The 14,166-nt window shown below is 30.0% G+C and carries 16 protein-coding genes; 10 read left to right on the plus strand and 6 right to left on the minus strand.

What is annotated here, in order from left to right; all coding sequences use genetic code 11:
• The 8 genes from CLCY_RS05485 to CLCY_RS05520 form a co-directional block, all read left to right on the plus strand.
• A partial coding sequence (locus tag CLCY_RS05485; RefSeq protein ID WP_048570124.1) for a tyrosine-type recombinase/integrase occupies window positions 1-528 on the plus strand: 528 nt, incomplete at its 5' end.
• A 222-nt stretch (window positions 529-750) separates the two neighbouring features.
• Entirely contained in the window at window positions 751-1,059 is a 309-nt protein-coding gene (locus tag CLCY_RS05490; RefSeq protein WP_048570125.1) for a hypothetical protein, read from the plus strand.
• A 62-nt stretch (window positions 1,060-1,121) separates the two neighbouring features.
• Window positions 1,122-1,700 carry a hypothetical protein gene (locus CLCY_RS05495; protein WP_048570126.1) on the plus strand — a complete coding sequence of 193 codons (579 nt, stop codon included), beginning with the start codon at window positions 1,122-1,124 and terminating at the stop codon, window positions 1,698-1,700.
• Between the two features lie 26 nt (window positions 1,701-1,726).
• Complete coding sequence (locus tag CLCY_RS05500) at window positions 1,727-2,041, plus strand: hypothetical protein (RefSeq protein ID WP_048570127.1); 315 nt, start codon at window positions 1,727-1,729, stop codon at window positions 2,039-2,041.
• A 105-nt stretch (window positions 2,042-2,146) separates the two neighbouring features.
• Window positions 2,147-2,860: an HNH endonuclease gene (locus CLCY_RS05505; RefSeq protein ID WP_048570128.1), complete on the plus strand. Its 714-nt coding sequence runs from the start codon at window positions 2,147-2,149 to the stop codon at window positions 2,858-2,860.
• A gap of 137 nt (window positions 2,861-2,997) precedes the next feature.
• Window positions 2,998-3,582, plus strand: coding sequence for a hypothetical protein (locus CLCY_RS05510; RefSeq protein ID WP_048570129.1), 585 nt, complete (start codon window positions 2,998-3,000; stop codon window positions 3,580-3,582).
• 41 nt (window positions 3,583-3,623) lie between these two features.
• Window positions 3,624-4,334, plus strand: coding sequence for a thermonuclease family protein (locus tag CLCY_RS14065; RefSeq protein ID WP_278336146.1), 711 nt, complete (start codon window positions 3,624-3,626; stop codon window positions 4,332-4,334).
• A gap of 690 nt (window positions 4,335-5,024) precedes the next feature.
• Window positions 5,025-6,110 carry a DNA sulfur modification protein DndB gene (locus CLCY_RS05520; RefSeq protein WP_048570130.1) on the plus strand — a complete coding sequence of 362 codons (1,086 nt, stop codon included), beginning with the start codon at window positions 5,025-5,027 and terminating at the stop codon, window positions 6,108-6,110.
• A gap of 248 nt (window positions 6,111-6,358) precedes the next feature.
• On the opposite strand, the gene CLCY_RS05525 is transcribed toward CLCY_RS05520, so the two are convergent.
• Entirely contained in the window at window positions 6,359-7,669 is a 1,311-nt protein-coding gene (locus CLCY_RS05525) for a Sau3AI family type II restriction endonuclease (protein ID WP_048570131.1), read from the minus strand.
• A gap of 207 nt (window positions 7,670-7,876) precedes the next feature.
• On the opposite strand from CLCY_RS05525, the gene dcm reads away from it, so the two are divergent.
• On the plus strand, window positions 7,877-9,130 hold the full coding sequence (gene dcm / locus CLCY_RS05530) for a DNA (cytosine-5-)-methyltransferase (RefSeq protein WP_048570138.1): 1,254 nt from the start codon (window positions 7,877-7,879) through the stop codon (window positions 9,128-9,130).
• A gap of 121 nt (window positions 9,131-9,251) precedes the next feature.
• On the opposite strand, the gene CLCY_RS05535 is transcribed toward dcm, so the two are convergent.
• The 5 genes from CLCY_RS05535 to CLCY_RS05550 form a co-directional block, all read right to left on the minus strand.
• A complete protein-coding gene (locus tag CLCY_RS05535) occupies window positions 9,252-9,464 on the minus strand; it encodes a hypothetical protein (protein ID WP_048570132.1) in 213 nt (70 codons plus the stop codon).
• A 273-nt stretch (window positions 9,465-9,737) separates the two neighbouring features.
• A complete protein-coding gene (locus CLCY_RS05540) occupies window positions 9,738-10,277 on the minus strand; it encodes an N-acetylmuramoyl-L-alanine amidase family protein (RefSeq protein ID WP_048570133.1) in 540 nt (179 codons plus the stop codon).
• 5 nt (window positions 10,278-10,282) lie between these two features.
• Window positions 10,283-10,435 (minus strand): YvrJ family protein, encoded by a 153-nt coding sequence (locus CLCY_RS13465; RefSeq protein WP_082141724.1) that lies wholly within the window; start codon window positions 10,433-10,435, stop codon window positions 10,283-10,285.
• A 76-nt stretch (window positions 10,436-10,511) separates the two neighbouring features.
• On the minus strand, window positions 10,512-10,730 hold the full coding sequence (locus CLCY_RS05545) for a DUF2922 domain-containing protein (RefSeq protein WP_048570134.1): 219 nt from the start codon (window positions 10,728-10,730) through the stop codon (window positions 10,512-10,514).
• A gap of 33 nt (window positions 10,731-10,763) precedes the next feature.
• Window positions 10,764-10,997, minus strand: a complete 234-nt coding sequence (locus CLCY_RS05550) for a DUF1659 domain-containing protein (protein WP_048570135.1) — start codon at window positions 10,995-10,997, stop codon at window positions 10,764-10,766.
• Between the two features lie 832 nt (window positions 10,998-11,829).
• Between CLCY_RS05550 and CLCY_RS13900 the strand changes: the two genes are divergently transcribed.
• Window positions 11,830-12,222 (plus strand): helix-turn-helix domain-containing protein, encoded by a 393-nt coding sequence (locus CLCY_RS13900; protein WP_048570136.1) that lies wholly within the window; start codon window positions 11,830-11,832, stop codon window positions 12,220-12,222.
• Window positions 12,223-14,166 lie beyond the last annotated feature (1,944 nt).

Raw genomic sequence — 14,166 nt, forward strand, 5'->3', positions numbered from 1 at the left:
AATGAGATAAAGGATCTACTTGATGAATTAGAAAAAGGAAGGCATGGAATAAGAAATAGGACTATAGCTATAGTAATGCTTAACACAGGACTAAGGATAAGTGAACTATGTAGTCTTAACATACAAGATGTTGACTTCAATAATAATAAAATCTACATCTTGGGGAAAGGCTCTAAGGAAAGAATAGTATTTCTGAATAATAGTTGCATTGATGCTATTAAAGAGTATCTAATATTTAGGAGCTCAAGTGTTGATGCATTATTTCAAAGTCAGTTTAATAAAAGGATTACACCTAGAACAATTCAAATATTTATTAAAAAGGCTGTAGAAAAGCTTTGTATAGAAAAGAACATTACACCTCACGCACTTCGTCACACCTGCGCTACTTATATGCTAAAAAATAAGATTGATTTAAGGACAATACAAAAGGTGCTGGGGCACTCTAACATTTCAACCACTCAAATATATACGTTTGTTGAAGATGAACAACTTGAAAATGCTTTCTTTAGCTTGGAAAAATTTTTTTAACTCTTGATATATGACTTTGAGTGATATTTCATGTGTGTATGTGTGTCTAGATGTGATTAGGTGAATATGTATGATAGAGCAATATTATTATATATGACATTGTATGACTTTGGACTACCTCGCGGACTCGGCACGTCAACTTGCTTATGCTGCTGCTTGACTAAGTCAAACTGCAGCATAAACAAGTATAAACTATATCAAGTTAAAGGGAAGTGTAAATTAATGAATGGTGAAGTATTATGGAATAGTATTATTTCAAAACTATCTTCTTCAGGAGATGAATTACAAACTAAAACAGGCCTTTGGTTTAAAGTACAATTTAAAAGAGATAAATTATATGTAGAAGGGGCTACAAATCACACTCCATCAAGTAAACTTTCAATGAAAAGATCAATATCAAAAAAGGACTTTTTATTTGTATGTTTATATTACAATCGCTGGGTTGATAATGAGATAGGGATAAGGAATGAGGTTACAAGAAAATCAAGAAATACAGCTTATATTTTTGCACTTATAGAAAAATTTAAATAGTAAGTTCAAGAATTGTACATTAAGATAATAAAACATAATTTAATTATAAAGGAGTAGTTAGTATGGATAGCAATGGTAAGTTAAATATTAAAAATGCAGTTAATAAATTAAATCTTGTAAAACTAAATCTTGTAAAACGTATTACAGAGTCTGCAATAGGATTAGAAGGTAAAGCAATGGATCAATACGATAAAGCAATGGATATACACGATAAGCACTTTAAAGGTGCAAAAGCAGTAAGAGAAAGTAAAATACAAGAGTTAGCTGAGTTAAAACAACGAAGAGGTAAAGCGTTAGATACGTTAGAAGATATAAAAGATTTAAGTGAACGACATAAAAAGGAAAAAGAGATATATGACTACTATAAACTTCAAATAAATATAATTGAAGATGAATTAAAAGATTGTGATAAGGAGAAAATGAGAGGTTCTGGAGAAATCCGAGATAAAGCACTTGATGGATTAAAAAAAGCTACTATAGTAGTTGTAGCAGCTGCTGCTGGAGTATACGGAGCCAAAAAGTTTATTGAGCATTCTGAGGACGAATCAGAATTAGGGTACATAGGAGAACCTGATGATAATACAGAAGAGTCAGATGATGAAATATATAATCCATATGATGAAGCTGATGACGAAATATAAGAACATATAGTATTGGAGGAATAGAATTGATATTTATATTTAAAAGCTTAACAAGTCATGGATTAGTTGAAACATCAGAGCTTGTAGCTGTTGAAATGAATTTTGCACCTTGTCCTGTATTTAATTTTAGGGGTGAAGAAATAGTACCTCATCCAGAAAATCCTAGCTATGTAAGAGGTAGTTTATCAGATGTTATAATTAAATTAAGAAGCAGTGGCTATGATAGGATAGAAGAAGTGAAAATAGTAGTACAGTTGAGTGAATTAAATGAACACTACTTTAAAACTATAATCGAGGAGTTATATGAGCATGGGTTTGAGGTAAGTGTGTCTTCATTCTAAATTTAAGATATATTGAAAGATGAAGAAGATGATGCAATATAATAACCTGATATACTTAATACATAATTGTTTAAAATTGTGTATTATTCTTTGGAGGTAGGAGATTTGGCAAGATATTTGGATAGATTTACAGAAGAAGAAGTATTAAAAGTAGTAAAGGCATATTTGGTTGATGGGCTAAGTCATAGGAAAATCCAGTTTGAAATACTTGGATTACCTTCACCTGCTAGGGGTGGAGGGTTTGTTACAATGGATATTCTTCATCATTTTAATATTAATGGTGATAAAAAGGGAATTCTTGCAAAAGAAGATATAAATGATTTAATTAAAAATTCAACTGGAAACTATCTTGAAATTTTAAAAAAGATAAAGGATTACTTTAAGGAAGAAAATGAAGCTGAGAAAGTAATTAGGGGATTAAATACATATGGTACGGTTGATACTGAGATAACAGTAGAAACAAAGCAAAGAGTAGGTCAAGATAAGTTAAGAAATTATATTTTAGATATATATGAGCATAAATGTGCTTTATGTGATATTGATAAAGATGATTTACTTATTTGTAGTCATATTATACCTTGGAGAGTTGATGAACAAAATCGTTTAAATCCTAAAAATGCAATATGCTTATGTGCTCAACATGATAAATTATTTGATAAAGGATACTTCTCCCTAGACGAAAATTATAAGATTATATTTGGAATGAAGGCTGATGATATAATTATTAACCTATTAAAAGACGCGAATTTTAGAGAACCTTTACAGGATTCACCTGATAAGGAATTATTGAAAATTCATTTTAGATTATATTGTAAGTAGAGTTTGTTCAATGCAAAATGATTTTGAATTAACTGAAGATATAAATGAAATTAATTATAAAAGTTACAAAGGTAATATAAAAGTGTTACCGAATTGTATTATAAAAGTATTACAAAAGTAACACGAGGTGCATTAATATGAATAGAGAAGAATTTAAAAGCCTTTCAGACATTGAACGTATAGAGTTCTTTATATCTCAATATGAACAAGGACATTCACATAGTGATATAGTCAAGGAGCATGGATTAGCTAAGAATACTGTTGCTGACACATTTAAGCGTAATGGATATGTAAATGATAAAGCTATAGGACAATATGTACTACAAAAGTATGATGAAAGTGCTACTACCATAGAATGCTATGAAAGTAATACTAAAGTAACACAAAAGAAAGCAGTAGTACAAAAGAGTTACAATGATGTTACTTTAAAAGCAGAAATGATTAATACTATATCTTGGGTAAAGGAGCAACAAGAAAAACAACAGGAGCAAGAAGAATTATTTGCATGGATCAGAAAGCAAATGAATAATGAAAATATAATAGAGATAAGTAAGTTAGATATATCAGATGAAGCTACTAAAGGGGAAGTAGTAGGAAAAACCTTTAAAGTTTATGATGATGTTCTAGATAGGTTTAATAAGTTTTGTAACAACTATACGTACAAGAAACAGGATATATTAAGCCAAGCATTGCACGAGTTTTTAAATAAATATAATAATTAGATTACAAAGGTGGTATAATCTTCCCAAAAGGGGTGATACAATTGAAAAAACTAAAAAGTTTAAGTGTTGCATTATCATTTATGCTTGTATTTACTATGTCTATAATTAAAGCAGATGCAGCAACATTTACTAGTACATCAGCTAAAGTTTTATCTGTATATGATGGTGATACTATAACAGTTCAATTAGGCAAAAAACAAGAAAAAGTAAGGCTTATAGGAGTAAATACACCTGAGCTAAAGCCACTTCAAACATATGGTAAAGAAGCTGCTAATTATACTAAGTCTAAGTTAACAGGTAAAACAGTATATCTTACATATGATGTAGGACAAAGAGATAAGTATGGAAGATTACTAGCTTATGTATGGATTTCAAAACCTACTTCAGATAGTGCAAAAGAAATTAGGGCAAAGATGTTTAATGCTAATCTATTACTAAATGGATATGCACAAGTAATGACAGTTCAACCTAATTCTAAATATGCTAAGACATTTGCTACATTCCAAAGTGAAGCAGTAAAAGGAAAAAAGGGGTTATGGGGTAAAACAAGTCCAGCTCCAAGTAAATCAAGTACACCATCTACAAGTAAGTTAGGTGATAATTCTACTGTATACTATGTACCTAACGGAAAGTCTTATCATTCAACTAAGAGTTGCACTACACTAAGTAGAAGCAAAACTATAAAAAGTGGTAAGTTAAAAGATGTCAAAAGGTTAGGAAAATCAGATCCTTGTAATAAATGTGTAAAATAAGGGTGGAGGTAGTAGGGAGATAAATCTTTACTACCTTCACTTTTTTATAAATTTCTAATCGACTAAAGTTTCGCTTTATACATATAATGCGAAACTTTAGTCGATTGAGATTTTTTAATACAAAGAGAAGAAAAAGTTTAAGAGATTCTTATGAAAATAACAATCTTATCTAAAATATATATCAAGGCTTTTAAATAAATAATATTGATAAAGTAACCGGAAAAATAGTTGATTTAAAATAAAATGTATAGCAGATCTATAATTATATGATTATGATTTTAAAAAAGAAGAGCCGTGAAATATTTTATATTACTTCAATTGTTAAATGTTTTGTATAATATATGATAGCCGTGCGTTATTTTATAAAGTTTTATTCTTAAAAGATGTAGCCATGAGCTTTTAATAGACTATTAGTTGTAGGAAATTAAAAGAAGCAGTAAGCTTAGAGGGCTAAATTGAAAAATTAAACTAAAAAGTTATAGACATTCAGTTTACAAGTAGATTGATAGGTAGATAGTATTCTCTTAAGAATAGAGCCGTATATGTTTTTTGAACATAAAAGTATAGAACTACCTCAAAAGAAGCATATTAAATTAAAAAAACTATTGATTTTTATTTTCTTTGCATGTTATTATAGGAATTAATTAAAAAAAATATAATCGGCTCGCGATTTTAGAGGAGGAATAAAGTATGTTAGCTACAGGCTCAATTACAACAATATCTGGTACTAAAGGAAAGCAATTTGGAAAAGATATTTATACATCATTAATTAAGTTTAGAGATTTAGAGAAATTTTTAGCTGTTTTTCCTAAAGTACAAAGAAAGGTTGATAAAACGCGAGTTAATCTACTTGCTGGTTACATATTAAAAGGTTTAGAGGAAGGGAATATGAGTTTTTTAACCTCAATTACAGCTACCTGTAGGGGAGATATCTTCTTTAATGATACAAAGCAAGTAATTGCAATTGATACTACTAGCCAATTATCCATTAACGATGGTCAACATAGATTTGAAGGGGTTAGAAAAGCAATAAGTGAAATTAAAAAAGAAATAAGAAAAACTAAAGCAGGAGATAGTAAGGAGCTTCTAAAAGGAAAACTAAATCTCCTTGAAGAAATGACTCTTCCTATTGTAATTTTTGCAAACATATCGGAAAGTGAAGAAATGCAACTATTTCATGACTTAAATAACTTAGCTAAGCCACCTAGTAAATCAGTAAATCTAAAGTTTAATCAATCTAATCTTTATATAAGATTAGCAAAAGAAGTATCAGAAGAGAATGAATTTCTTTCAGCTTATGGTATAGATATGGAAAATAATAAACTTTCAGATAAAAACCCAAATTTTGCTTTGCTAAATACTATATCTAATAGTATTTCATTTTTACTTCTTGGTAAAGACAAACAAGATGATTCATTTTTAAAATCTGAAAATTATCAAGTTCATAAGCAAAATGTAAATGCAATTTTTGATAATTTATTTACCTATCTTCCTAGTGATATCACTAATAGAAAAAAGTACTTGCTAGGTAAGGCTTCCATATTACAAGGTATTTGTAAGTTTATCTATAACGCTAAAAATAAAATGGAACTATCAGATGATGTAATTTACAAGGTAATTGAAGATACAGAATGGAGACATGATGATGTTTGGCTGAATTATGGCGGTTCTTGGGATAAAAGTAATGAAGGGATTACTTTTTCAGGAAGTGCTGCAGCTATAGGTTCCGTAAATAAAATGTTAATGGATAATTTAGAGAAAATTAACTCCCTTTAGATATTCATCATGATAAAATAAAAGTCGCGGATATGAAAGAAAATCATGTTACTAAACTAGATGATTTAAGGATCGTTTGTAATAATTGTCATAGGAAAATTCATGGTTATAACTTATCAATTAATGAATTAATTGATAGACAGAGATAATTAGAAAATATTTATTATAATTTTAGAGCTATACTTATATTTTTAAGTATAGCTCACTTTATTTTATGTATATATGTATTTAACAATTTTCATATATTATTATTTAATTTTATTATATACAAATTCTTTATCTAACATAAAGCAAGTTTTTGTAGTATCATTTTCAAAGAAATTATTATAAGCGTCATCTCCAGAATTACCTTTTGGAGCAATTACTAAAGTAGGTTCATTAAATTTGTTTGGGTAAGGTAACTTGGAAATATCCCTATCTTTAATTGCATCCCTAACCATTTTATATGACTGCTCAAATAAACTAATATCATCAGCTGTAAATGCAATCCTTTTAATTCCTTTTAATACTCTATGTCCATTGCTCTTATTTTTACCTTCATAACAAATAAGAATAATAGTAACTTCTTGAAAGTAATTTTGCCAGTCAGAATCATCCCATTCATTTGAGAACTCGGAGAGAACAAGATTTCTGAAGGATAACCTTTCTATTGGATGGTAATTTTCATCTACAGGTATATTTTTGATTATAAAAGTTGTTTTTGAAAATAAGTCGTGTTTAGATACTAATTCTGTATCTTTCCCTATAAGCCTATCAGAAATCATTTTGCTTAAGTTTTTAGGAATACGATTAATTTCTAATCCTGTGATTTTATTATAAATTTCTAGTTGAGTTAGACCTATGTATGGTTTTAGTTTACTTAGAACATATTCTTCAACTGTTTTGAAGTTATTATGGTTAGTAAGAAGTTTATCAGAGTTTCTTAATATCCCTGTCATAAAAGAACTTTTAAGAGAAAATGCTCTAGGTTTAGCAGGTTCATTAGAAAAAGGTTGATTTGTTCTTTCTGAACTGTCAGAAGCTTTTGTGCAGGCTCCTAGATAAGAGGTATCACCTTCAGAGAGTAAATGGGCTTGTCCGTTTATTACCTTATTTTTTATTATTGAAAAGTCATTCTTAAGGACATCTTCATCTATAGACATATCATATAGTTGGTAATGCTTTATAACAAAATCAGAGTAACTAGTATTACTTTTATATTCATACCATATAATCAATAATTTCTTATTCTTGAAGATTAATTTACTAAACTCAAATGTTTCATTAACAATATCACAAAAATTAATTTTACTTAATACTAATCTTTCTTTCGCTGACACTGTATTATTTTTATTTACTTTAAGTCCAGTGACTTTTAATTCTATTCCTAAAGAAGAAAAGTCAGCTTGGGCACTATTGTTTAAGCTATAACCATAAAATCCAGTTTCAACTACTTTACCTAAAACTCCCTTATCATTCTTAAGTTTATTTAGCAAATCTAGTTTATCTAATTCACCAAATGTCTTTCCTTTAATTCTTTCTGTATAATCTAATAGTTCTTTTTCTGAATTAAACTTCATTTTAAACACCCCCTAAAAAAGTTTAAATAAATTTGTATAAATATATAAATTGGATCTTTTCTTAGATAGATAAATATATTATAATTAAAAAGTAATTTTTAATATGATATACTAAAATGTTGCATATAATTGACAATATTAGTATATCATACATGAAATTCTCTTTCATAATTTTACAAATAGAAAGTAGGGAATATAACGATGACTATGGAGAAAAGTGTATGCGAATTGTTTGCAGGAGTTGGTGGATTTCATGTTGGGTTAAAAAGAGCAAATACAGAGTGGGAAGTAGTCTTTGCTAATCAATGGGAGCCTAGTAGAAGGAGTCAGCACGCTTATGAATGCTATATAAATCACTTCCCAAATGTTAATACACAAAATATTAACATAGAAGAAATAAATGATAATCCACAACAATATGAAATACCTAGATACAATCTGTTAGTTGGAGGATTTCCATGTCAAGATTACTCAGTAGCAGCTACAGGAGCAAGAGGCATAGAGGGTAAAAAGGGAGTTCTATGGTGGGAAATAAAGAAAATGCTACAAAGAAATAGATCTCCCTTTGTATTACTAGAGAATGTAGATAGATTATTAAAGTCACCAGCTAAACAAAGAGGTAGAGATTTTGCTATTATACTAGCATCATTTAGAGATTTAGGATATAGCGTTGAGTGGAGAGTAATAAATGCTGCAGATTATGGTTTTCCGCAAAAGAGAACAAGAGTATTTATATTTGCATATTTGAATACTACAAATTATTATAGGAGACAAATAGAAGTCATAAATAATTTAAGTATAAGTGATTATATAAAAGATAGAGGCTTTTTTGCTGAACAGTTTCCGGTGGAAGATATTGTACTTACTAATGAATGTGAGCTAAATCAAGATATATTAACTATATCCAATGAGTTTAAATTTGAGTTTTTAAATAGTGGTGTCATGCTCAATAATAGAATTATGACACAAAAATACACTCCTATATTAGAAACACCTATGACATTAAGAGAAGTATTAGAAACTAATGTACCTGAAGAATATTATTTAGGAGAAGAACTAGGTGATTGGGAATACATGAAAGGTGCTAAGGCAATACCTAGAAAGTCTAGGACTGGTCATGAATATACATTTAGAGAAGGTGCGATTTCATTTCCAGATAACTTAGATAGACCAGCAAGAACAATGTTAACTAGTGAGTCAACTAAAAATAGAAGTACTCATGTAATTAGAGATCCTGAAACAAATAGATTGAGAGTGCTAACTCAAGTAGAATGTGAACGTCTAAATGGATTTGAGGATAACTGGACAAATACTGGTATGCCTCCAAAGTTTAGATATTTTTGTATGGGAAATGCACTAGTGGTAGGATTGATAGAGAGAATGGGGATGACTCTAAATAACATATTTGATCATGAGACAGGAGATAATTCTATATCCGAAGTTGCAATAGATATGGAATAAAAGACCGTCTATCTGTGAGATACATAGATAGATGGTTTTTTACATGTAAAGGAGATAATTACATTAAATTAATCTCGATAATAATAAAAAGGCTGCTATATACATAGCGGCCTTTTTATTATTATTCTTCAATCTCTTTAGCAATTTTATTTTTTAATGAGTTTAAGTCTATATCAAGCACGACTGCCAGTTTTAAAAGTTCTTCAGCAGAAAATGTATCATTTTTAGTTTTGGAGATAAAGCTCCTAGGGTTAATCCCTACCTTGTCAGCTATCTTTTTTTTAATTCTACCCTGCTTTGTTAGTTCGTCATCAATTAATTGTCCTATGTTCATTTTTTTGCACCTACCTAAATTTTTTCTCCTATTAATAGGAATTTAATATTTTTTTTAAAATTCCTTTAAGTATTTCACTTATTAGTATTCCTGTATGAAATATTGTGTAGTATATAGGAATATTTATGTAACTATTAAGTAAAATTATATATTAAAAGTAGTAATAATAGTATTCAAGAACTAAATTTTTTATATTTAGTTTTTGAATACTATTCCATGACCCGAATTATATGAGGGGAATGAAAAAAGCATACCTTTAAATTTAGGTATGCTTTAATGCTCTGTTAAGTATAATAGTATTCCATTTGTAATACTTTCTGCAACCCTTGAGAGGTGTTCATTGCTTTTTAAAAGTTTTGAATCATTTGCATTAGATATAAAACCAATTTCAGTTAGGCAAGAAATCATCTTAGTTTTTTTAAGGACTGAGAGATTAGTCCTTTGTTTTATGTCTCGATTTCTAAGAGCTGTTGCTTTAACTAACTTATCATTTATAACCTTAGCCAACTCTGAGCCCTTTTGACTATAATACAGAGTTTCAATTCCATTAGCTCCTGCATCAGCATAACTATTGCAATGAATAGATACAAAAAGCCTTGCATTATTTCTATTTGCTATAATACATCTATTTGTTAGAGATACAAATAGATCCTTATCTCTTGTTAAAATCGGATTGATCTTATGTTTTAAAAGGTTAGACTTAACCATTTGGGCCACCTTTAGATTTATGTCTTTTTCTTTTAGTCCATTTCCTATAGCTCCACTATCTGTGCCACCATGACCAGGATCAATTACTACAGTTGTTTTAAACATAAAATTCACTCCTTTTTGTTCTCAATAATAGTATTAAGCTTTGTTATTGTGTCCGTTAATACTTCTAGCCTTTTATCTAATTTCGTTAGCAGATATGTACAAACTACGATTGGAAATCCGATATTAGCGATTGTATTTATTAAGTTTTCATCTAACATAAGCTTTACCTCCTTTTGTTTTCATTTTGAAAACTAAAGCTAATAAGATATACATCTCATTAGCTTTAAGTATTTACTAGTAAGTAATTTCAGTTGTACTAGTTTCAATAACTTTAGCAGAAACTGCTTTTACCATTTGTGCATTTTCAAAGCCAAACACATCGGAATCGACTATTAATTCAGCTAATGCTCTAATTTCAGCAGATGTTATGGTGTCCTTTACTTCTGGTATGTTAATTCTATGAACTTCTTCGTTACTGTCTAAGAAGTATAGAGAGAGTACCTTTTTATACATTGTCATTACCTCCTTAAATTATTTTTTAGATGATTAAGCCTCCATGCTATCGTCAAGCAGACCTTGTTGCTCTACTATTGAAATAGCATCTGTTGGGAAGGGTATTAATTTTGAAATAGCCACTGCAACAGCATGAATTGAAGTATCAGTAGCATTCGGTCTGATGTTTCTGAAATTGTATTTTCTTGATACTGATTTTCCATTTTTATCTGTTCCAAGGTTTACTTCAAGAATAAGATTTCTTTGTTCAAAATATCTTTTAATCATTACTTTTGGACCTCCTTTTTACTTGATTTGTTTATCCTAATCCTAGTATTTTCAAGGCTTAAAGTAAAATTTTTCGTTTGTCATATCTTTAGTTGAAAGTAAATGTTATTGCATTTTTTGGCAATTATATGTATTAAATAGGTGAATAAATGTTGCTTTTCGGTGAAAACTTTTTTAAATATTCCTTGCTTGTCAACCCTATAAGGGTGGACAAGCCTATTCCCTAAAGGAATACAGAAGAAAAGACCCTAGAGCGTTGACCCTAGGAAAGACCCTAAAGGAGTGACTTCACGCAGTATAACAAGGGACTAGCTAGAAGTTACTACAAGTCATGGAATGCTAGCGAATGCTCCATGCTTGGTGGTAACTTCTGCAAGCCTGTCCCTTGTTATTCTGCGTGGGTTCTTCAATCATAGGCATATGATATTCAAAGCCTGTATCAATGTACTAAACTAAGCATTTAGCGGAGTGATGGATTAGCCACTTGTGGCTAGTACAACACTTAGCTAAATGTCTAGTTTAGTATGATGTACTAGCTGAATATGATATGCCTATTCCTTATTGACCCTAAAGATATGACAATAGAGTTGACCAAAGAGAAAGACATAAGGCTCGCACTAGTTCAGAATGTATGCAAAGCATAATGTCCTTTTTATTAGTTACTTTTAAAGTTATAGCTATAGATCATCAGGCATAGGTTGATTTTTGTTACTGTAACTTTACTTTAATATGTGATTTTGTATGATGTTAAGTTAAAGTAATTGATTAAAGTGGACTTTATGTGCTTTTATGTTAATATTTCCTTAAAAGATAAAAAGGGAGATGAATAGTTTTGGAAATTAATTTTTCAGATGAAAAAGTTGATTTATCAAAAGTTAATGATTTAAATGATATTGAAGAATTTACTATAGATAAGAAGAGCAGAAGAGAATATAAATCTGATTTTGAAAAAGACCAAGATTTACTTAAAGTGAACCAATTAACCATTAAAGGTAATGTTCAACCTAACACTCTCTCTAACCAAGAAAATACGCTTAGAGAGCCATTGAGGGCTAAAAAACAAGCATTTGAGATGAGATGGTTTAAAGTTCGTGATGTATCTGCAAAATTGGGGTATCGAAGGGAAACTATTTTGAGAAAAATTTATGCTGGTGAGATAATTGCCACAAAGCTAGGCAAGGAATGGAGAATATCAGAAGCTGAATTGAATAGATTACTTGAATAAAACATAAAAAAAGCAGGTACTTAGGGATAATGTACTTGCTTTTTATATTAGTGTAGGTGCCTTGCAATTCAATTACATTGTACCCATAATTAGGAAGATAGGCAATAGAATTATATGAAAAAGATATTATCCTTTTAGGATAATTACTGATTGAAGTCCAGGGCAGAAAATCTGTGGTCTTTCTGTGGTCACTTATCTAGGGCATTATAAGGATATTATCCTTATGGATAATTACTTACGAGCGGGCCTACTGTTATGGCTTTAGGGTCATAGTGGTATATTCATATACTAATTCCACTACGCTAAATCACTTTTAGCGCAATGTTGTACTAGCTGCAAGCAGCTTGTCCATCACCACGCTAAAAGTGCGATTTATCGAAATGTAATTAGAATATGAATATGATTAAAGCATTCGTACAGAATAAGTCTGGACAGGCTTATTTGTTACCACCAAGGCTGGAGCATATGCCTAGGTTTCCAGCACTTGTAGTAACTGCATAGCTAGTCCAGTCTTATACTGTACGAGGTCAAAGCTCTAGGGTCTTTTTTAGGGGCATTCCTTTAGGGATAGGCTTGTACCATTCGGAATGATTCCTTCATGGTACAAGCAAGGACATTTTATCCTATTTCTTAGGGTCGAAGCTTTGAGGTCTTAGGCTTGTCCATGCTGCTGCATTGACAAGCAAGGAATTATTTAAAAAACAAATAAAGTTTAATTTGAGAATTAGCTTTCTATATCAAAGAGAAGATTTTATATAAGAAACTTTATAGAAGAAATTAAATAGAAAAAATATTTTTTATAAGACTACTCAGGGTTAAAAGGATACAGAAAAAGAGTTTCAAAAGAAACCCAAATAGGGGTAAACCCTTGTAAATAGCACGTTTAAAAAATATAAATAGAAATAAAATATGTAAAAGTTAATAAGTTTGAATTGTAAAAATAGTCAGACAAGTAAAGGATATGAGTCGAATATCAAAAAATTAACATTGCTTTTTGACTGGGAAGATAATAAGATAGAGGTAAATAATACAAAAAAATGTATTCGGTAAGAATATTTATATATCAAATATGAAAAATAAAAGTACAAAAAAGTAAAAAAGTCACCCAACCGACCAAAGCGTGTGACTTTTTAAAGGTTCGCAACAGGATTATTTCCTGTTCGCATTATATGACATAATTATAAAGCCTAAAAAAACATATGTCAATGTAATAGATTACCAAGGGCGTAAGCTCCTAACCTTTTTTTATCGGTTGGGAGCTATTTTTATGCTCATTTTACAAATGAAAACTTAATATGTAGTTGTGATAGATAAATCAACTTTAAAAATAAGTAGTGGAAGCTGATACCACTATAAAAACAATGGTCTAGCCTTAATATTACCTTTGGTAATTCCTAAGCAAGAAGAAAGGCTCGGCATAGGTGATAACCCTATATATTACCTATGTCGTAATTGGGTAAAAGGGGACAAGCCCAAGTAAAATACAAAAGTCCAACAGGGGGCGTTAGTCAGGAGTGATAATATGCTCATTTGAAGGATAATAACCTTCCATGAGGGCATTCTGTGAGCCACTATCGTGTGGTTACTAGTGGGGCATGACGGTACTAGTTAAGCAGAAAAGACTTTATAGGGCGCATACGTTAAGCTTGTGTCAAAGCAAGGGTAAACTGCATTTTACTAAAATTTTTTTTAAAATTTTTAATAAAATACAAAAAACGTGGGTGGGGTTTGCTATTTTGAATTTGCAAGGGCAAACTCCGCCCATTTCTAGGGTTCCTGCATTTTACTTTAAGCTCTAATGAAAGTAAAGTATAAATAAAAAATATTTTTAGGATTGGTTAAAAGTGAGAAAAAGAAGCAAAAAAACATTACCAAAGACACTAAATGAAAATGAGATAAAGGATCTACTTGATGAATTAGAAAAAGGAAGGCATGGAATAAGAA

This window comes from Clostridium cylindrosporum DSM 605 (assembly GCF_001047375.1).
Classification (GTDB): Bacteria; Bacillota; Clostridia; order Clostridiales; family Caloramatoraceae; genus Clostridium_AB; species Clostridium_AB cylindrosporum.